The sequence below is a fragment of the Pseudomonas sp. Irchel s3a18 genome (assembly GCF_900187535.1).
In the GTDB taxonomy this organism is placed as follows: domain Bacteria; phylum Pseudomonadota; class Gammaproteobacteria; order Pseudomonadales; family Pseudomonadaceae; genus Aquipseudomonas.
Genome location: NZ_FYDV01000006.1, coordinates 142946 through 162699, shown reverse-complemented (window position 1 = coordinate 162699; position 19754 = coordinate 142946). Strand labels below are relative to the sequence as shown.

Annotated in this window: 14 protein-coding genes and 1 pseudogene; 6 read left to right on the top strand and 9 right to left on the bottom strand. The window is 61.8% G+C overall.

The genetic code is table 11. From position 1 onward, the window contains the following. Positions 1-6: 6 nt before the first annotated feature. Positions 7-2538 carry a sulfite reductase flavoprotein subunit alpha gene (locus CKW29_RS11170; RefSeq protein ID WP_095148481.1) on the top strand — a complete coding sequence of 844 codons (2532 nt, stop codon included), beginning with the start codon at positions 7-9 and terminating at the stop codon, positions 2536-2538. A 71-nt stretch (positions 2539-2609) separates the two neighbouring features. On the opposite strand, the gene CKW29_RS11165 is transcribed toward CKW29_RS11170, so the two are convergent. The 4 genes from CKW29_RS11165 to ptsP form a co-directional block, all read right to left on the bottom strand. Continuing rightward, the gene (locus tag CKW29_RS11165; protein ID WP_095148480.1) at positions 2610-4151 is read right to left on the bottom strand and encodes an alkaline phosphatase; all 1542 of its coding nucleotides are present in this window, start codon (positions 4149-4151) and stop codon (positions 2610-2612) included. Positions 4152-4280: 129 nt separating this feature from the next. Next, entirely contained in the window at positions 4281-6017 is a 1737-nt protein-coding gene (locus CKW29_RS11160) for a PTS fructose-like transporter subunit IIB (protein WP_095148479.1), read from the bottom strand. 11 nt (positions 6018-6028) lie between these two features. Continuing rightward, the gene (pfkB, locus tag CKW29_RS11155) at positions 6029-6970 is read right to left on the bottom strand and encodes a 1-phosphofructokinase (RefSeq protein WP_095145043.1); all 942 of its coding nucleotides are present in this window, start codon (positions 6968-6970) and stop codon (positions 6029-6031) included. Then, the gene (gene ptsP / locus CKW29_RS11150; RefSeq protein WP_095148478.1) at positions 6970-9831 is read right to left on the bottom strand and encodes a phosphoenolpyruvate--protein phosphotransferase; all 2862 of its coding nucleotides are present in this window, start codon (positions 9829-9831) and stop codon (positions 6970-6972) included. Before ptsP ends, pfkB begins: the two co-directional genes overlap by 1 nt. 307 nt (positions 9832-10138) lie before the next feature. Here ptsP and cra point away from each other — a divergent pair, with 307 nt between their 5' ends. Continuing rightward, the gene (gene cra / locus CKW29_RS11145; RefSeq protein WP_095081616.1) at positions 10139-11134 is read left to right on the top strand and encodes a catabolite repressor/activator; all 996 of its coding nucleotides are present in this window, start codon (positions 10139-10141) and stop codon (positions 11132-11134) included. 3 nt (positions 11135-11137) lie between these two features. Next, positions 11138-11914 carry a TatD family hydrolase gene (locus tag CKW29_RS11140; protein WP_095148477.1) on the top strand — a complete coding sequence of 259 codons (777 nt, stop codon included), beginning with the start codon at positions 11138-11140 and terminating at the stop codon, positions 11912-11914. A gap of 42 nt (positions 11915-11956) precedes the next feature. On the opposite strand, the gene CKW29_RS11135 is transcribed toward CKW29_RS11140, so the two are convergent. The 4 genes and pseudogenes from CKW29_RS11135 to CKW29_RS11120 form a co-directional block, all read right to left on the bottom strand. Further along, positions 11957-13987 (bottom strand): methyl-accepting chemotaxis protein, encoded by a 2031-nt coding sequence (locus CKW29_RS11135; RefSeq protein WP_095148476.1) that lies wholly within the window; start codon positions 13985-13987, stop codon positions 11957-11959. Between the two features lie 176 nt (positions 13988-14163). Then, the gene (ampE, locus tag CKW29_RS11130) at positions 14164-15000 is read right to left on the bottom strand and encodes a regulatory signaling modulator protein AmpE (RefSeq protein WP_095148475.1); all 837 of its coding nucleotides are present in this window, start codon (positions 14998-15000) and stop codon (positions 14164-14166) included. Beyond that, positions 14997-15557 (bottom strand): 1,6-anhydro-N-acetylmuramyl-L-alanine amidase AmpD, encoded by a 561-nt coding sequence (gene ampD / locus CKW29_RS11125; RefSeq protein WP_095148474.1) that lies wholly within the window; start codon positions 15555-15557, stop codon positions 14997-14999. The genes ampE and ampD overlap by 4 nt, the downstream gene beginning before the upstream one ends. Before the next feature lie 163 nt (positions 15558-15720). Continuing rightward, positions 15721-16686 (bottom strand): annotated as a pseudogene (locus CKW29_RS11120) (DUF1631 family protein); the annotation flags it as partial. A 332-nt stretch (positions 16687-17018) separates the two neighbouring features. Here CKW29_RS11120 and nadC point away from each other — a divergent pair. After that, positions 17019-17867 carry a carboxylating nicotinate-nucleotide diphosphorylase gene (gene nadC, locus CKW29_RS11115; protein WP_095148472.1) on the top strand — a complete coding sequence of 283 codons (849 nt, stop codon included), beginning with the start codon at positions 17019-17021 and terminating at the stop codon, positions 17865-17867. 76 nt (positions 17868-17943) lie between these two features. Here nadC and CKW29_RS11110 read toward each other — a convergent pair whose 3' ends face one another. After that, the gene (locus CKW29_RS11110; RefSeq protein ID WP_095148532.1) at positions 17944-18249 is read right to left on the bottom strand and encodes a DUF6388 family protein; all 306 of its coding nucleotides are present in this window, start codon (positions 18247-18249) and stop codon (positions 17944-17946) included. Between the two features lie 305 nt (positions 18250-18554). Between CKW29_RS11110 and CKW29_RS11105 the strand changes: the two genes are divergently transcribed. Both CKW29_RS11105 and CKW29_RS11100 read left to right on the top strand, forming a co-directional pair. Continuing rightward, positions 18555-18965, top strand: coding sequence for a hypothetical protein (locus tag CKW29_RS11105; RefSeq protein ID WP_095148471.1), 411 nt, complete (start codon positions 18555-18557; stop codon positions 18963-18965). A gap of 229 nt (positions 18966-19194) precedes the next feature. Next, positions 19195-19398 carry a PLD nuclease N-terminal domain-containing protein gene (locus CKW29_RS11100; protein WP_256584870.1) on the top strand — a complete coding sequence of 68 codons (204 nt, stop codon included), beginning with the start codon at positions 19195-19197 and terminating at the stop codon, positions 19396-19398. The last annotated feature ends 356 nt before the right edge of the window (positions 19399-19754 follow it).

Sequence of the window (19754 nt, the reverse complement as noted above, 5' to 3'; positions counted from 1 at the left end):
GTCGACGTGTTGAAGAAAACCCTGTTCCAGTTGCATTGGTTCTTCGGCATCAGCGCAGGCCTGGTGCTGGCCTTGATGGGCATCACCGGTGCCGCGGTGTCGTTTCAGGACGAGATCCTGCGGGCCCTCAACCCACAGGTCCTGCAGGTGGAAAAACGCCCGGCCGGTGTGCTGCCGCCCGTGGACCTGGTGGCCAGCGTCGAAGCCATCGAAGGCAAAAAAGTCGCGATGCTCTGGGTCGAAACCGACAGCGGCAACGCCGCGCGCGTGTACTTCACCCCGCCCCCCGGCGAACGCCGCGGGCAGATGCGCTACTTCGACCCCTACACCGGCCAGTACATGGGCGATGCCGTCGGCCAGGGCTTCTTCGACCTGATGCTGAAACTGCACCGTTTTCTGGCCATGGGCGACACCGGCCGGCAAATCACTGGTGCCTGCACCCTGATCCTGATCTTCTTCTGCCTGTCCGGGTTGTACCTGCGCTGGCCGCGGCAGTGGCAAAGCTGGCGGGCCTGGCTGACCCTGGACTGGAAGAAAAAAGGCCGCGGCTTCAACTGGGACCTGCACTCGGTCGCCGGCACCTGGTGCTTGCTGGTGTACCTGCTGGCCGCCCTGACCGGCTTGTCCTGGTCCTATGAGTGGTACAACAAGGGCCTGAACAAACTGCTGTCCGACTCGCCGCAGAGCGAGCGCGCAGGCAAGGGGCGTGGCGCTAAACCGCCGGCAGGTCCGGCACCAGTGGCTGATTACAATGCCATCTGGAGCAGCATCTACAGCACGGCAGGCCCGGGTTTGAGCACCTATAACGTGCGCATGCCGCCAGTGGCCGGCCAACAGGCGACGGTGTTCTACCTGCTGAAGGATTCACCCCATGACCGGGCACTGAACCAGATCAGGCTCGACCCGGCCACCGGCGTCATCCAGCGGCATGATCGCTACAGTGACAAAAGCTTCAAGGCGCAACTGCTGACCAGCATCTACGCGCTGCACGTCGGCAGTTACTTCGGGATCGTCGGGCGGATCGTACTGATGGTCGGCGCCGCGCTGATGCCGCTGTTCTTCATCACCGGCTGGTTGCTGTACCTGGACCGTCGGCGCAAGAAACGCCAGGTCAAACAGGCGCGCAAAGACCTGGCGCCCACCACCGGCAATGCACCAGCATGGTTGATCGGGTTTGCCAGCCAGAGTGGTTTTGCCGAACAACTGGCCTGGCAGACCGCCAGCCAATTGCAGGCCGCAGGGCTGCCGGTCAAGGTGCAGCCCCTGGCCAGCGTGAGCGAACAGGACTTGCGCGATTCAGGCAATGCGTTGTTCGTCGTCAGCACCTTTGGCGATGGCGAGGCGCCGGACAGTGCCCGTGGTTTCGAGCGTAAAGTGCTGGGCCAGGCAGCAACGCTTGCCAGCCTCAATTACGCGATCCTTGGCCTGGGTGACCGGCAGTATCAGCACTTCTGTGGCTTCGCCAGACGCTTGCACGCGTGGCTGGCAGAGCATGGCGGCACCACGCTGTTTGCCCCGGTGGAAGTCGACAGTGGCGACCCCTACGCCCTGAGCCATTGGCAGCAGCAACTCGCTCAATTGACCGGACAAGCACCGGTCGAGACCTGGAAAGCGCCCGGTTACACCCACTGGACCTTGAGCGCCCGTGACCTGCTGAACCCCGACAGCGCAGGCTCCGAAGTCTATTTACTGAGCCTGACCCCACCCGACACCAGCAGCTGGCTGGCCGGCGACCTGGTGGAAGTGCTGCCACGCAATTGCCCGTGGGCGGTTGAGCACTTCCTGGACGGGCTGGGTATCCCCGGCAACACCCAGGTGCAACTCGATGGCTTGCCGGAGTCCCTGGAACAAGCGTTGACCAGCCGCCAATTGCCGGGCAATCGCGCTCACTTGGTGGGCCTGCACGCTCAGGCACTGGTGGATGCCTTGGTGCCGCTGGCCATGCGCGAGTATTCGATTGCCTCGATTGCCGCCGACGGGGTATTGGAACTGATCGTGCGTCAGGAGCGTCATGCCGATGGCAGCCTGGGCATCGGCTCTGGCTGGCTGACCGAGCACGCCGCCGTGGGTTCGTCGATCAGCCTGCGGGTCCGGCGCAACAGTGGCTTTCATCTGCCCGCCTCCCCGGTGCCGATGATTCTGCTGGGTAACGGCACGGGCCTGGCCGGCCTGCGCAGCTTGCTCAAGGCGCGGATTACCGAGGGCCAGACCCGCAACTGGCTGCTGTTCGGCGAACGTAATCGCGCCCATGACTACCTGTGCCGCGATGAGCTGGAAGGCTGGTTGATCGAGGGTGACCTGGAACGCCTGGACCTTGCGTTCTCACGGGATCAGGCCGAGAAAGTCTACGTGCAGGATCGCCTGCGCCAACAGGCCGTCGAGTTGCAGAAATGGTTGGCCGAGGGCGCTTCGATCTACATCTGCGGCAGCCTGCAAGGGATGGCCAGCGGGGTGGATCAGGTGCTCAACGACGTGTTGGGTACAGAAGCGGTCGAACGGTTGATCGAACAAGGGCGCTACCGCCGCGACGTTTACTGACACCCGCCAGCCGATGTGGGAGAGAGCCAGGCGACGTTCCGCTGGCTCGCTCCCTGCATCAGGTCCGGCGCTCACACCGGCTGCAGCTTCTGCTCAAACACCCCCACCCCATCCAGATCGCGCAGCACCACGCTCATCTCCCCCGTCTGCCCATCGATGTTCACCTCGCCAAAAAACTGAAAACCGGCAAAGGGTGAGATGTTCTGCGCAGGCGGCGCTTTCTCGAACACCACTTGCGGGCCGAAGGTTTTATCCAGCGGGTTGGGCCCGAAGCTGCCCGCGTTCAAGGGGCCGGCGACGAACTCCCAGAACGGTTCGAAGTCCTGAAAGGCAGCACGATCCGGGTGGTAATGGTGCGCGGCGCAGTAATGCACATCGGCCGTCAGCCAGACAACGTTGCGCACGGTCTGCGCCCTCAAGAACCCCAGCAGCTCTGCGATTTCCAGCTCTCGGCCCTGAGCCGGGCCGGGGTCACCGTTGGCCACCGCTTCCCAGCGCGGTACACCAGGGCTCACTTCGCCGTCCGGTACACTCAGGCCAACAGGCATGTCGGCGGCGATGACTTTCCACTGTGCGCCGGACTGCTTCAGCTCACGCTTGAGCCAGTCCAGTTGCTCACGCCCCAGGAAAGGTTTCTCTGCGCCCAGGTTGTCATCGTTGGTCCCGCGATAGCTGCGCATGTCCAGCACGAACACGTCCAGCAGAGGTCCGTAACCCAGCTTGCGGTAGATGCGCCCGCCGTTGTCGGCTGTTTGCAAACGCATCGGCGCATATTCGAGCCAGGCTTGTCGCGCCCGACCGACCAGGCTGTGGATATCTTTATCTCTGTAGCGTTCGTCCAGCAACTTGCCCGGCGACCAGTTGTTGACCACTTCGTGGTCGTCCCACTGCCAGATCTGCGGCACTTCGGCGTTGAAGCGACGAATGTTTTCGTCCATCAGGTTGTAGCGATAATTGCCGCGATACTCATCGAGGGTTTCAGCGACTTTGCTCTTCGCCTCGCTGGTGATGTTGCGCCACACCCGGCCGCTTTCGGTAGTCAGTTGCGCCGGCACCGGGCCGTCGGCGTAGATGGTATCGCCGCAGTGGATGAAGAAGTCCGGCAGGCGCAAACGCATGGCCTCGTAGATACGCATGCCGCCGATGTCCGGGTTGATGCCGAAGCCCTGGCCGACAGTGTCACCGCTCCAGACAAAGCGGATATCCCGACGACTCTGCGGCACGCTGCGCAGGTGACCGAACCAGGGCTCGCTGGCCACACCGGTCCGGGCGTCTTCGAAGGACACACGGTAGAAAATCGCCTGGTCGGCGGGCAGTCCGGTCAACTCGACGCGCGCCGTGAAATCGGTGCGGGCGTCGGCCAGGGGCGAGACGAACCGGCGAGGGTTGTTGAACAGACTGCGGGTGTCCCACTCAACGACCATTCGCGCCGGACGATCGCTGCGGCTCCAGATCATTGCCCGGTCGCCCAACAGGTCACCGGACTGTACCCCGTCGGTCAGCTGCGGACGCTCCTTGACCGACGCGATGACCGCCGGAGCCAGGCCAGGCAACAACAGCCCGGCGCCAACGGCTTGCATGACTCGACGACGTCCCGGGTCGAATTCGCTCATGGTGTTCTCCCTGAAAAGGGAAACTTAAGCATGCCCGAATGAAACCGTTGTGACAGGCACACATCTGCGTGGCGAGGGAGCTTGATCCCTCGCCACAGGTCAATAGCAGCCGCCGAAACCGCCGACCTGTCAGGCCTTGGCGGGCTCCAGCGCCAGTTCGGTCACTTCCGGGCGCTTGACCACGGCATAGACCACCGCGGTCAGCAGACTGCCGGCGACAATCGCCAGCAGATACAACAACGCGTGATTGATCGCGTTGGGGATCAACATCACGAACAACCCACCGTGGGGCGCCATCAGCTTGCAGCCGAAGTACATCGACAGCGCGCCGGTCAACGCGCCGCCGGCAATGCTCGCCGGAATCACCCGCAACGGGTCCTTGGCGGCGAACGGAATCGCTCCTTCGGAAATAAAGCACAGCCCCAGCACCAGCGCTGCCTTGCCCGCCTCGCGCTCGGTCTGGGCGAACTTGCGCCGGGCGATGAAGGTGGCAATGCCCAGGCCAATCGGCGGCACCATGCCGGCGGCCATGGTCGCGGCCATCGGTGCATAACTTTGCGAGGCCAGCAGCCCCACCGAGAACGCATACGCCGCCTTGTTGATCGGCCCGCCGAGGTCGACGCACATCATCGCGCCCAGTAACACACCCAGCAGAATCGCATTGGTGGTGCCCATGCTGTCGAGGAAGTGCGTGAGCCCGGCCAGCACCCCGGCCACCGGTTTGCCGACCACGTAAATCATGATCAGGCCGGTGAACAGGCTGGCCAGCAAGGGGATGATCAGAATCGGCTTCAACGCTTCCAGGCTTTGCGGCAAGCGCGCATAACGATTGATCGCCTGGGCCGCGTAACCGGCGATGAAGCCGGCAATGATCCCGCCAATGAAACCGGCCCCCAGGGTACTGGCCAGCAGACCGCCGATCATCCCCGGCGCCAGGCCCGGACGGTCGGCAATCGAGTAGGCGATGTAACCGGCCAGCAAGGGCACCATCAACTTGAACGCGGTGTCGCCGCCGATCTGCATCAGTGCCGCGGCAAGCGTGCCCTCTTCCTTGAACGCGGTGATGCCGAACACAAACGACAAGGCGATCATCAGACCACCGGCCACCACCATGGGCAGCATGAACGACACGCCCGTCAGCAGGTGTTTGTAGACACCGGTCTTCTCTTGAGCGGCCGGCCCCTTGGAGCCGCTTGAGGCCGCTTCCTGCTTGCCTTCCGCCAGGGCCTTGTTCAGCGTTGCTTCGGCGTGCTTGAGGGCAATGCCGGTACCGCAATGGTAGATTTTCTTGCCGGCGAAACGCTCGGTGGCGACTTCAATGTCCGCCGCCAGCAGCACCACGTCGGCATCGCTGATGGCTTGCGCGCTCAATGGATTGCGCGCGCCGACCGAGCCCTGGGTCTCGACCTGCAAGTCATAGCCCAACCGCTTGGCCGCTTGCTGCAGGGCCTCGGCGGCCATGAAGGTGTGGGCCACACCCGTCGGGCAAGCCGTGACCGCCACCAGACGCGGGGCCGCCTGGCGGGTCGCCAGCGGTTCAGCCGCCGGCGGGGCAACGTAGACCTGGGCCTCTGAAGCGCCACGGCGCAGCACCGCGTCGACGTCCTGCAAGGCCTGGGACGGCGTGCTCTGGAACACGCGCTTGCCGACAAACCGCGACATGTCCAGCGGCCCGGTGCTGACCAGCAACACCCACTCGGCCTCCTCAAGGGTCGCGGTGGACAACTGGCGCTCCGGGTGTGCCGGGTCATGCACTTCGACACTGGTGCTCCAGCCCTGGCGCTGCGCCGCCGCCTCCAGTAACCGGGCGCACAGCACACTGGTGACCATGCCATTGGGGCAGGCCGTAACGATGGCTAACTTCATGACCTACCCTCTTATTGTTCTGTCAGGGGATGAACGCGCACCCCCTGTTCGAGCCGCGCCAACTGCGCCGCATCGCCGATGCCAAAGCCGATCTGGGTGACCGCCATGGCGGCAATCGCCGTGGCGGTGCGCAACGTCTGTTCAGGCAGATCGGCACTGAGCAGGCCGTGGAGCATTCCGGCCAGCAATGAGTCACCCGCCCCGACCGTACTGGCCACACGAACCGTCGGCGATGAGGCATGCATCGCCGAGCCGACACTGAACCAATTCACGCCATCGGAACCGTGGGAAATCACCACATGCTCGATGCCTTTGGCGTGCAGGCGGCTCGCGGCTTGGGCTTGGGCGGCCACTGAAAGCGTTTCGTAACCCAGTGCATCGGCCAACTCCTGGGCATTGGGCTTGATCAACCACGGGCCGGCTGTCAGACCAACGCGCAAGGCTTCGCCACTGGTGTCGAGCGCCACTTTCAAGCCCAGTTGCTTCAAACGCACGATCAAGGTCTTCAACCAGTGCGCACTGACGCCTTGGGGCAGACTGCCCGCCACCACCACCGCGTCATGTCCTGGTGCTATCTGCTCCAACCGCGCCAGCAGCGCCTGCTGCGCCACCCCACTGACCACCGGTCCCGGACCGTTGATGTCGGTGATGCGCCCATTGGCTTCGGCCAGCTTGATATTGCTGCGGGTCTCTCCCGGCACACGGATAAAGCCATCGACAAATCCACGCTCGGCGAACAACGCCTCGAAGGCCTGGAGATTGTCCTCGCCAAGAAATCCACTGACGGTCAGTTGATGACCCAGATCGGCCAGTACCTGTGCCACGTTCACCCCCTTGCCGGCAGCATGGGTGTGCATGGTTTCACTGCGGTTGAGCTGACCGGGCTCCAGGTGCGACAGCTGAACCGTGAGGTCCAGCGCCGGGTTGAGGGTCAGGGTTAGAATCTTAGCCATTACAGTGCCTCCACTAACGCGCGCACTTCCTGTGCGCTGCCCACGGCCAATGCCTGTTGGGCCAGATATGTTGCCTGCTCAAGACTCAACTCGCGAACCCGCGCCTTGACCTCGCCGATACTGCGCGCCCCTACGCTCAACTCATCCACCCCCAGCCCCACCAGCACTGGTACCGCCAGCGGATCGGCCGCCAGCTCGCCACAGACGCCGACCCACTTGCCATGAGCATGGGCGGCCCGCACGGTGATGTCGATCAATTGCAGGACCGCCGGGTGCAATCCATCAGCCTGTGCCGATAGCGTCGGGTGACCCCGGTCGATGGCCAGGGTGTATTGAGTCAGGTCGTTGGTGCCAATGCTGAAGAAGTCGACTTCCCTGGCCAGCACCGGCGCCAGCAATGCCGCCGACGGCACTTCGACCATGATCCCCAGTTGCAGGTCGGCCACCGGGATTTCCAGACGCAGGCGTTCGGTCATGTCCCGCGCCTGGCGCCATTCGTCCAGGCTACCGACCATTGGAAACATGATTCGCAACGGGCGGTTGCCAGCAGCGCGCAGCAAGGCGCGCAACTGCGCCTGCATGACGTGCGGGCGCTGCAGGGTCAGGCGAATGCCGCGCACACCCAGGAACGGGTTTTCTTCCTTGGCAATCGGCCAATACGGCAGCGGCTTGTCACCGCCGACATCAAGGGTGCGCACCACCAGCGGCCGCCCGGCCAGGCCATCGAGCACCCGACGATACTCGGCTTCCTGAGTGGCTTCGTCCGGTGCTTGTGGGTGCGCCATGAAAATCAGTTCGGTGCGCAGCAATCCAATGCCTTCGGCGCCCTGCTCCACTGCACTGTGCACGCCCGCGCTTTCACCGATGTTGGCGAACACTTCCACCGGATGACCGTCGAGGGTCAGCGCCGGTTGATGACGTTGTTCAGCGGCGACCTTGAGCCGCTGCTCGCGGCTGTCGCGTTCTTGAATCGCGCGCTGCAGGGTCGCGGCGTCGGCATCGACATGCAGTCGGCCGCGCTGGCCATCCAGCAGCAACGGGGTGCCCGGTGTCAGCAACAACACTGCCGCGCCCGCGCCGACCAACGCCGGGATACCCAGCGCCCGGGCGACGATAGCACTGTGGGCGGTGGCGCCACCCCGTGCGGTAAGAATGCCGGCGACCCGGGCCGGATCCAGCCGCGCCACATCGGACGGCCCCACTTCATCCATCACCAGAATGTACGGTTGCGCAGGCTCGCTCGGGGTTTCAATGCCGCACAACTGCGCCAGCACCCGGCGGCCGATATCGCGCAAGTCTGCCGCGCGTTCGGCGAGCAAGGCGTCCTGCAAGGACTCCTGTTGCCTGGCTGCCGCGTCAATCACCGCCATCCAGGCCGCTTGCGCACTCTCCCCCTGCTTGAGACGGGTATCGACCTCATCCGTCAATTCCGGGTCGTCGAGCATTTCCTGGTGAGTGATGAAAATCTCACGAATGGCCTTGGCCTGGCTGCGCTGGATCAGCCCTTCAATGCTGTGGCGCACCTCAGCCAGCGCCGCTTTCAGCCGCTCGCGCTCGATCGCGGAGGACTCGCCACGCAATGGGTAATCAATGGCTTGCTGAACCTGTATATGGGCCGGACCAATGGCAATCCCCGGCGCGGCGGCAATGGCCTGAACCAGGCTGCCCGGGCTCGGCGCGACGATCTCCAGGGTGTCTTCAGCAATCACCGCTGGGTGCTCGATCGCGGCCGGCAAGGGTTCAATGTCTTCCCCCAGCCCCTCTTCAATGGCCGCCAACAAGGCGGGTAAGGCATCGGCGGCAATGCTCGGCTCGGCGATCAGCTCCAGCACCTGCCCACGACGGGCACCCAGGCTCAGCAGTTTGCTCAGGCTTTTCACCGACACCGCACTGTCCTGGCCATCGACGATCCGCACGCGAATCTCGCCGTCAAAGCGCTTGGCCAGTTGGGCGAGGATTTTCGCTGGCCGCGCATGCAAACCGTGGGCGTTGGCCAGCGCGATGCGAGCGCTGGGCCAATCAGCCGGCAACTCGCCACCGAGCACCTCCAGGACTGCGCGACGGCTGGTGGCCCGTCCCAGTTCATGGCCGCGACCTTCAATCAACAGGGCGCATAACCGCTCAAGCAATGCTTGGTGCGCTTCGCCCAGGCTGGCCAGGCAGAACAACCCGCTCAGTGGCTGGCCAAGGTAACGGATCGGTTTGTCCGGCGTCACGAACGCCAAGCCCGGGCGCTTGACCGTTTGCTCGCTGTGCAACCACCACAAGCCATCGCCCAGGGGCAGCGCTTCAACCTGCTGCAGGACGGCCGAAAAACCGTTGCCCACACAATCGGCCTGACGCAACAACCGCGCGCCCCGCCAGACCAGCTCTTCGAAATCTTCGGCACAGACCCCCAGACCGATCATCTGGGCATCCAGCGCCAACTCCTGCGGGGCGCTTTGCAACAGCTTGAGCAAGGCTTCGGCAGAACCGGCTCGACGCAATGCCTGGCCCAGGTCGGTTTCACCCAAGGCGCGAGTCAGCAGTTGCAGCAGGTGTAAATGCTCGTCGGACTTGGCCGCGATGCCGATCGCCAGGTAAACCATCTGACCGTCGCCCCAGTCCACCCCGTCAGGGAACTGCAACAGACGCACACCCGTGGTGTGCACCAGATCACGGGTTTGCGGGGTGCCATGGGGAATGGCAATACCTTGACCGAGAAAGGTCGAGCCCTGGGCTTCACGTGCCTGCAACCCGCCAAGGTAACCCTCGGCCACCAGACCGTCGGCGACCAGGCTATCAGCCAGCACACGCAATGCAGCGGCTTTATCCACAGCCGACTGGCCCATGGATATCTGCTCTATAGTGAGCTCGAGCATGCTTTCTCCTTTTGGGTACGGGGGCCGCACCAGGTATTGTTTTGAATGAATAAGCTTAGGCTTTAATCCGCGCACTCTCTTTCAGGGCATCCTTTGGCGGTTTCACGGCAGTCATGGCCAAAGGCGCCAATGAAGAAGAAAATACGCTTGCTGAAACGTTTAATCTAGATGAATTGGCACGTTACTCGATAATCGCTCATGCTTGAAGTCCAACCGGTCGGATGCTTGCGACATTGGTCGCCTGCCGTAATCGGGTAGGATTGGCCACAATGTCGGGGCAAGCTCGAACAAACAAGGAATTCCCGGGTTGAAACTCAGTGATATTGCCCAGCTGGCCGGTGTGTCCGTGACCACCGCCAGCTATGTCATCAATGGCAAGGCCGAACAGCAGCGCATCAGCAACGCCACGGTCGAGCGTGTCCGCGCGGTGGTCGAGCAGCACGGCTTCACGCCTAATCCTCAAGCCGCCGGGTTGCGCAGTCGGCACACCCGCACCCTGGGCTTTATCCTGCCGGATCTGGAAAACCCCAGCTACGCACGGATTGCCAAGTTGCTGGAACAAGGTGCCCGGGCGCGCGGCTATCAGTTGCTGATCGCCAGCTCCGACGACGCCCCGGACAGCGAGCGGCAATTGCTGGCGCTGTTTCGCGCCCGGCGCTGCGATGCCCTGATCGTTGCCAGTTGCCTGCCGGCTGGCGATGACAGCTATCGCCAATTGCAGGCCAAAGGCTTGCCGATCATTGCCATCGACCGGGTCATGGAGCCTGAACATTTCTGCTCGGTGATCAGCGATGACCGCGAAGCCAGCCTGCAACTCACGCGAAGCCTGTTGCAACCGGCCCCCAGGCAGATCGCCCTGATTGGCGCGCGGCCCGAACTGAGCATCAGCCAGGAACGTGCCGCCGGTTTCAAACAGGCCTTGGTCGAGTTCGAGGGCCAAGTGCTGATCGAACACGGCGAGTCATTCAGTCGCGACTGCGGTCGGCAACTGATGGAAGAACTGCTGCAACGCCTGGGTCACTTACCGGATGCGCTGGTGACTACCTCCTATGTGCTGCTGCAAGGCGTGTTCGATGCCTTGCACGACTTCCCGTTGAAGACCCGTCCACTGCGCCTGGGCACCTTTGGTGACACCCAGTTGCTGGACTTCCTGCCACTGCCTGTCAACGCCATGGCCCAGCAGCATCGACTGATCGCCGAAAAGGCCTTGCAACTAGCCCTCGCCGCCATTGAGCAAGACCACTACCAACCCGGCGTACAGGCCATTGCGCGGACGTTCAAGCAGCGCATTCACCAGGACTGAACCGTGGAGCTGATCGACAGCCACACCCATCTGGATTTTCCGGATTTCGACGCCGATCGTCAGGCGCTGCTGGCCAAAAGCCGCGCCCTGGGGGTCAAGCGGATGGTGGTGCTGGGGGTTTATCAGCGCAATTGGCAGCGGGTCTGGGACCTGGTGCAAAGCGATGCGCACCTGTATGCCGCATTCGGCCTGCACCCGGTGTATCTCGACGAACACCGCCCCGCCGACCTCACGGAACTGGCCGGCTGGCTGACCCGCCTAGCCGGCCATAAGCAATTATGCGCGGTGGGTGAAATCGGTCTGGATTACTTCCTGGAGTCCCTGGATCGCGAGCGCCAGCAAACATTGTTCGAAGCACAGTTGCAGCTGGCCGCCGACTTCCAGCTACCCGCCCTGCTGCACGTTCGGCGCAGCCACGCGGCGGTGATTGCCACCTTGAAGCGCTTCAAGCTCAAACGTGCCGGGATCATTCACGCCTTTGCCGGCAGCCGCGAGGAAGCCCGCGAGTACATCAAGCTCGGGTTCAAGCTGGGATTGGGTGGCGCGCCGACCTGGCCGCAAGCGCTGCGCCTGCACAAGGTGATCGCCGACTTGCCGCTGGAGTCGGTGGTACTGGAAACCGACTCACCGGACATGGCCCCCGCCATGTACCCCAACCAACGCAACAGCCCTGCCCACCTGCCGGCGATTTGCTCGGCCCTGGCACCGATCATGGCCATCAGCCCGGAACAACTGGCAGCCGCCAGCACGGCCAACGCCTGCGAAGTGTTCAACTGGTAATCAACCGCAGCGGCCCTGTGCAAACGACCGTCGTGGCGGCCTTCAGACTCGAAAGGCGCTGATCAAGTGCTTCAACTGCACGACCTGGGCTGACAGGGCGCGGCTGGCGTCTTCGGTCTGGTGCGCGCCTTCGGCGGTGCGCTCGCCGGCGCGGTTGATCTCGACAATGTTTTGGTCGATATCGTGCGCCACGGCGGTCTGCTGCTCGACGGCGGCCGCAATCTGCTGGTTCTGGTCGACGATCATGCCCACCGCGCCGAGAATGTTTTCCAGGGCCTGCTGAACCTTCTCCGATTGCCCGACGGTGCCGCTGGCCATCTGATGACTGACGCCCATGGCCTTCACCGCGGCCCCCACGCCAGCGTGCAGCCTGGCGATCATCTGTTCGATCTCTTCGGTCGATTGCTGGGTGCGCTTGGCCAGGGTGCGGACCTCATCGGCCACCACCGCAAAACCACGTCCCTGCTCACCCGCCCGGGCCGCCTCGATGGCGGCATTGAGCGCCAACAGGTTGGTCTGTTCGGCAATACTCTTGATCACTTCCAGCACGCGACTGATGGACTGGCTGTCGCTGGCCAGTTGATTGATCACCAGCACCGACGCGTCGATCTCGCTGGCCAGTTGAGCAATGCTGCCTTGCTGCGACTCGACCAACCCACGCCCGCTGATGGTTTCGTCGTTCACGCTGTGGGCGCTGCTCACCGCGGCGGCGGCACTGCGCGCCACTTCCTGGGAGGTGGCCGACATCTGGTTCATCGCCGTGGCAACCTGCTCGATCTGCGTGCGCTGACCGGCCACCGCCTGATTGCTCTGGGCTGACACCGTTTGCACCTGGCCGGCCTGACGCTCGACCTCATTGACGGTTTTGCCGACCCGTTCGATCAGGTCATGAATCTTGGCCACCGTGCCGTTGAACACGTTACCCAGCTCACCCAGTTCATCACGGCTGTGGGCAGTGAAGGTCACAGTCATGTCTCCGGCCGCCACTTTGTCCATGACCCCGCCCAGGCGTTTGAGCGTGGTCCGGGTGGAGGCGTAGAAGCCGCCGTAGAGATAGAAAATCAGCACGAACACCACACTGAGCGCTACCGCTTGCAGCACCATGTGCGTACGGTTCTGCTCCAGGCGTTGTTGCAATTGAACCGCGAGAAACTTCAGCATCGCGTCGTTCAACTGGTAGGTCTGCGCCATCAGACCGGTGACCTGGTCGTAAAAACCCTGCCAAGGTGCATCGAGGGTGTCGGCCATCACCACCTGGTCTTCGAACAGTTCGCTGGCTTGCTTGAGCGTGGCCTGGCTGGCATTGGCTGCCGGCTCCAGCACCTCGCGCGCGGCTTTGCTGGCACCCAGCGCATCCTGCAGTTTGAGGGCATATTCAGCCTGCAGCCTTTCCATCTGCGCCAGCAGTTCATCGAAGCGGGTGGACGACGCGGAATTCAGAAAGCCCTGCCCCAACGAGAACGCGCCCATTGCCCGGCCATCGCCGAGGATCTGCGTGACTCGGGGGGTGACGTTGGTGAGCAGTTCACTCAGCTGACGGATGTCGCCCTGGTTGTCCCGGCTCAAGCCGGACTGGCTGGTGATGATCTGGCCGAAAATCTGCGCATTGCCGAGCAGCTTGCCGATCATCGCGCTTTTGCTCTGCAGGGACTTCTCCGTCTGCTGGGCCTTGAACGCTGCGATCATTTCATCGCGCTTGGCATCGAACACGCTGACCTGTTCCGGGTCGCTGGTCATCGCGTTCAGCGCTTGCAGGCGCTCCAGCACGCTCTGCTCAAGGGCACTGATCTTCGACTCGATATCCCCCGCCTTGCCGGACTGGCCGAGGCTCGTGTTGATCTGCACCAGATTGTTCAGGGTTTCCAGGTCGCGCCGCAGGGTCAGGCCGCTGCCCAACAGGTCGAGACTTTGCAATTCAACCCGCGTCCCCTGGAATTCACGATACGAATCGCGCACCAGATAGAAGTTGGTCACCAGCATGGGTAGCAGGAACAGCACGCTGATCAGGCTGAACTTCATGCCGAAGCTCAGGCGATTCATCAGTGCAATGGCGGGATAGAGCAAGCTCTTCACTGGAAGTCTCCCTTGGATTTCTTATTGTTATTGGCAGGCACGCAGAGACGGCAGATAGCCACCATGGCGCGCTACTGCTGTATAACTTAAATCGGCGGAAGGTTTTGTAACTTAAGGTTAACGGCAGGAAGCTGTGCAGGCCTGTAGCAACTGGCGGCTACAGGCCCACGGGGTCTTCAGAGCAGGACAGTCCAAAGGGCAAAACCGGCATACCAGACCACTGCCGCCCGCAGCAACAGCTCCCAAATCTGATCCAGGTTGTTGAGACCGTCAGGTCCGGTCACCGGCGGTGGAATTTCTCCCGCGACCATGCCGGCCTTCTCGATCAACTGCGCGGCGCTGATGTTCCAGTTCAGCAGCTCATGGAGCATGACCCGACTGACGGCGACAAAATTACCCACCAGGGCGAAACTTACCGCCAGCAAGCGCACGGGCAACCAGTCAAAGGCGTGCCGCAGTTGCGCAGCACGCTCCACCAGTGCCGGGCTCTGGCCGTGCTCCGCGGCCAGGGCCAGCAAGCGATAGCTCAGGGCCGCCACCGGACCGAGCAGGAAATACCAGAAAATCACCGCGAAAAAACCCTGGTATGCTTCCCACACCAAATAGCCTTGCACCCGTTGCAGCAATTGCTCACCACTGTCAGCGCAAACATCCAGATCGCGCTGGGCGACATGGGCGGCCGCTTGCAGGTCTTCCCGGCGCCAGGCATCACGAAAGGGTCCCAGGCCACCGAGCAAGTCACCCCGACCCAGGCTGTAGATCACCACCAGCAAATGCACCGGCAAGGCCAGCAACCCATAGGCCACCGGCTCCAGTGCCAGTAGCAGCAAGCCAAGCACGGTCACCGGCAACAGCACCAGCAGCGCCAACACCACCCATGGCCGATCAGTCAACCGCGAGGTGCTTTCCAGCCGGGTCAGTTCACGCAACCACCCACCGTCACGCTGCACCCGGTGTCGCAGCGCCGAGAACTTCTCGATCCAGACAGCCAGCAGTAACACCAGAAAACTCATTGTCCTTCCCCTTTTTCCAACGCCGCGCGATAGCGTACCCAATCGAACGCCGGCCCTGGGTCAGTTTTGCGTCCTGGGGCGATGTCACTGTGCCCCTGGATACGTTCCTTTGTGATCGCCGTAAAGGCGGCCTGCAACTGGTTGGTCAGTGCCGTTAGCGCCTGATACTGGGCATCGGTGAACGGCAGGTCATCGGTGCCTTCCAGTTCGATGCCCAGCGAAAAATCATTACAGCTTTCGCGCCCCTCAAACCTGGAAACACCGGCATGCCAGGCCCGCTCAAGACAAGAGACAAACTGCGTGATCGTGCCGTCACGCTCGATCAGAAAGTGCGCCGATACGCGCAGGTCGGCGATCCCTGCAAAGTAGGGATGTTCGGTGACATCCAGACGGTTCTGAAAAAACTCCTGCACCTTGCCCGTGGCGAACTGCGCCGGGGGCAGACTGATGTTGTGAATCACCAGCAAGGAAATTTCGCCCGAGGGGCGCGCATTGAAGTTGGGGGACGGGCAGTGACGCACCCCGTCAAACCAGCCACTCGCGAGGTCCAGCTGCATACAGGTTCCTTCAACAACGGCTTTGACAGGCTTCAGTATGCCGTGATCGCCCCCAAGGTTGCGATCACTTGCCGCGATTGAGTCGGTGTAACTGGCCAATGACCGACTCCAGGGCCTGATCGAACAACACGCTCTCATCCTCGGCCAGGTACAGGGAGGGGGTCTCAAGCGGGCTGCACCGGTCCAAATCGTTCCGGGCATACGGTGTCGGTTCGTACTGCTGCAAGTGCGAGCGCAAACGCAGTAGGTCGCGAGTCGAGAGGGGTTGCGGCCGGGTACGGGTTTCGAGCCCCGGCGCGGCACTGCCACGCAGGTGACACAACAGGTGCTGCAAGGCAACGAAGACCTCCTGCACAGGTACATCGACCTGAGGGCTGCCTGTTGCACGGGGCTCGACACACCGGTGAATCAATGAAGGCTCCTCCACAGGGCACGCCACAGCGGCGTTGAGCTCCGGTAGCACACCAGTGGCGATCAACAACTGGTTGGCGTGCGCGTAGATCTGGGTGGCTTCGCTCAGCACGTAGCGCTCGAACAAGGTGAGGATGATCAGCTTGACCCGGGTCTCCACCCCCAGATTGCGCCCGGCCCGCAAGAAATACTCGCACAGCATCGTCGGTCCCAGCGGGTTGCGCGCGTCGTCCAGCCGCTTGCCCAGCAGCGCGCTCAGGCGCAGGGTCAACTGGCGCAGGGCCAGGCCATCGCGGTTGAGTGCTCTGGATACCATGGCGTGCAGCGCCACCTGCCGCTCATGGTCGTCCTGGCGCTCGACCGGGTCGACAGTCATGGTCAGCGGCAAGCTGGCATGTGCGGGAACGTACTGGATCAGCCCGGCAAAGGCCTCGTAGAAGCACTCAAGGAAGCCGCGCTCGATGTTCTTGCGTTTGAGGCGCAAGTCGCGCATGGCTTCAAAGAAAGTATTTTGCTCCGAGTTGTCCCGGGCCCGGTCAGCCATTTCAAACAGGGTATCGTCGGCGTTATCGAACAGCACCTGCAAACCCTGTCGCAATTGCTGCGTGGCCTTGTCGCGAATCTGAAGCGCAATCACCGGCAGGCGGGCGAGCGGCGATGGACTCGCCTGATCGGTAGTGCCCTTATGCAAAGGCACCACATTCCCGTCGTTGTGCATCCAAGCCTCCTGAAAGGGATAACGCTGCGGTCCGGTATCACCGTGAAACCCATGGCAAACGCTCGCACCCCGTGCGCAGCGGTACGCGTAATGCACACCATCAGGTTTCGATGTTCGGGAGGGAGCCGGACTCGTCAAAGCTATGACGTCAATCTCAAGGCGCGATTATCTGGCAAAAGTCGCTCCGAGTGCCAGCGGACTCTGCTCGCGCCCTTGAAATAGCGCTTGGGTCGAGCAAACGCGCAAGGGAGTACACCCTCAAGGCATTTGCCGCCTTGGGTTCGCTCCCGGCATGGCCCTATAATCGGGCCACTTTGTTTGTGGAGCCCGTTATGCCGAATCTACGCCTCGCCGATTTGACCGCCGAAATCGAAGCCAACGTGCGCCGTGCGTTGCTGGAAGACATCGGCAGCGGCGACATCACCGCACAACTGATCCCGGCCGAACGCCTGGCCAAAGCCACCATCATCACCCGTGACGCCGCCGTCATCAGCGGTACTGCCTGGGTTGATGCGGTGTTCCGCCAGCTGGATCCACGCGTGGCCGTGCACTGGCAAGTGCGCGACGGTGAGCACGTGAGCCCCGATCAGATCCTGTTTCACCTTGAAGGCCCGGCCCGCTCGCTACTGACAGGCGAGCGCAGCGCGCTGAACTTCCTGCAATTGCTCTCGGGGGTAGCCACCCGCGCGCAGTTCCTGGCCGACTTCGTCGCCGACACCCAGGTCAAGCTGCTGGACACCCGCAAGACCCTGCCTGGGCTGCGCCTGGCGCAAAAGTATGCGGTGACCTGCGGTAGCTGCCACAACCACCGTATCGGCCTGTATGACGCCTTCCTGATCAAGGAAAACCATATCGCCGCCTGTGGTGGCATCGCGCAGGCCATCGCGGCCGCGCACAAGATCGCCCCGGGCAAACCGGTGGAAGTTGAAGTGGAAAATCTGTCGGAGCTCAAAGAGGCGCTGGCAGCAGGTGCCGACATCATCATGCTCGATGAACTGAGCCTGGACGACATGCGCGAAGCCGTACGCCTGAACGCCGGCAAGGCGAAGCTGGAGGCCAGCGGCGGTGTCAACGAAAGCACCTTGCGGCCAATCGCCGAAACGGGCGTGGACTACATCTCGATTGGTGCGATGACCAAGGACGTGAAGGCCGTGGACCTGTCGATGCGCCTCAGTCTCTGAGGAGCAGCGGCGAGCGACAAGCTTCAAGCGGCGCGGCTTTGTCTTGTAGCTTGCCGCTTGAAGCTTCTAGCCGCTCCTAGACCACCAGATTGTTCATCTCGCAGTACTCTTCCCATTCGACACCCAGTACTTCAGCCGCTTCCTTGTGCAATGCAAGGCGCGTCGCTTCGTACTCTTCTGGCGTCGAGGTGTACTTGAGGGTCAGCTCCCACGGCTGCAAGCCCTGGGCTTCGGCTTCATCCTCGAACGCCCACTGGATCTGATCTTTCTGATCATCAGGACTCAAGTCCTTGATCTCGTCCATCAATTCTGGCGCATCAAGCATGTACTTCTTGAGGGCTTCTGCGTGCCTGTCTTGCTGGGTCATTTCTTTCACGGTCATGGCGTTCTCGCTGATCATGGGAATGGAAGATGGATCTGGATCATCAAGGATCTCTCTGACGCAGAAAAACCGCTTCAAGCTTGGTTTATCTGGCCTTCAGAACCATTCGGGATCATCTGAAAACTGCTGGGCGATGCTCATGCAGATACCAAATATAGGATGTTTGGCCGACGATTTACACGGCTCTTTGCATCTATTCCATAAAATGCCGTGCACATCAGGTGCAGCAACCTTCGGGAACATAAATCCGCCTCCCGGGTCATAGCGATATGCCATATCGACACTTCACCAGGAGCTCCACAGCGATGCGCAGTTTCTCGAAGCTTTCATCCACCCTGCTGCTCGGCGCCCTGACATTGGCCAGCATTACCCAAGCCGCGGTTGAAGTCTCCTCTGGCCCGGCGTCTTACGACGACAAAATCCCTGCCATCCACAGCTCATTCGATAAGGACACGCTGGTCAGAAGCAACGTCAGCATCACTGATCTGGAAAACCTGCAGAAAACCGTGAAGGTCAATGTCGACAAACTGGAAACCCAGAAGCGCACCATCGGCGACCAGGCCCGCCAGATAGAAGAACTCAAGCGCAACAGCGGCTCAAGCGCCAACTCGAACAACAGCGAAATCTCGAACCTCAAGCAACAGATCAGCGATCAAGATCGCACGATCGATCAACTCAAGCGGATCGTCGAGGAATTGAGCCAGAAGGTGAAATAAGGGGAGTGGCGTCGAATCTTACTGTGCCAGTTCAACCCGTGCCACCGCTAGAATCTGGTCACCGGCTCACGCCGCTTTCGGCGTCCGCTGTGCTACCGGTATCCCGGTTGAATCCACAGGCGGATGCGGACATTGACAGGCATCATGACCGAAAGTCGCTGGTGCGCCTTGGATCAGCAAAGTATTTTGCTTATCATCAGTAACAATCCAATTACATATGAGTATTTCCTTGGGCTCTATCTTGTTCGACCTCATCGCCTTCGTCATTTTTGCCCTGGATATCTGGGCGATCTTCAATGTGGTGAAAAGTAATGCAGATACCCTGAAGAAAGTTCTCTGGGTGGCACTGGTTGCATTTCTCCCAGTACTCGGCCTGATCATCTGGGCTCTGACCGGCCCACGCGGCAACATTCGTCTGCCCTCATCCAACTGAGGCACAGCGCACGAGCTTAGCGTGATTGATCTGGAGCCGAACACCGTAGTATCCAACGGCCCAGACCAGGCCTGACTGACGTCGGGCCTCGGATTGCCTGTACCACCGTCCGCTGAAACCCTCCCGAGATGAGCCCCCCCCCCACTGACTTCAAGCAGTATGCGTGCATGGCAACAATTCCACGCCATGACCATGGGTTGACCTGACATATAAGCGAATGAGTCGTTTGCAAAAACGCACCATGAGTGACCGTTGCAACGACTGCTCCTGATCAGGAACCATGGTAACGCCCTGGAAGATTACCTTTGCGCCCGTTGATCTCAGTCTGGTCGCGATCAGATCGAGATTCCTTTCGT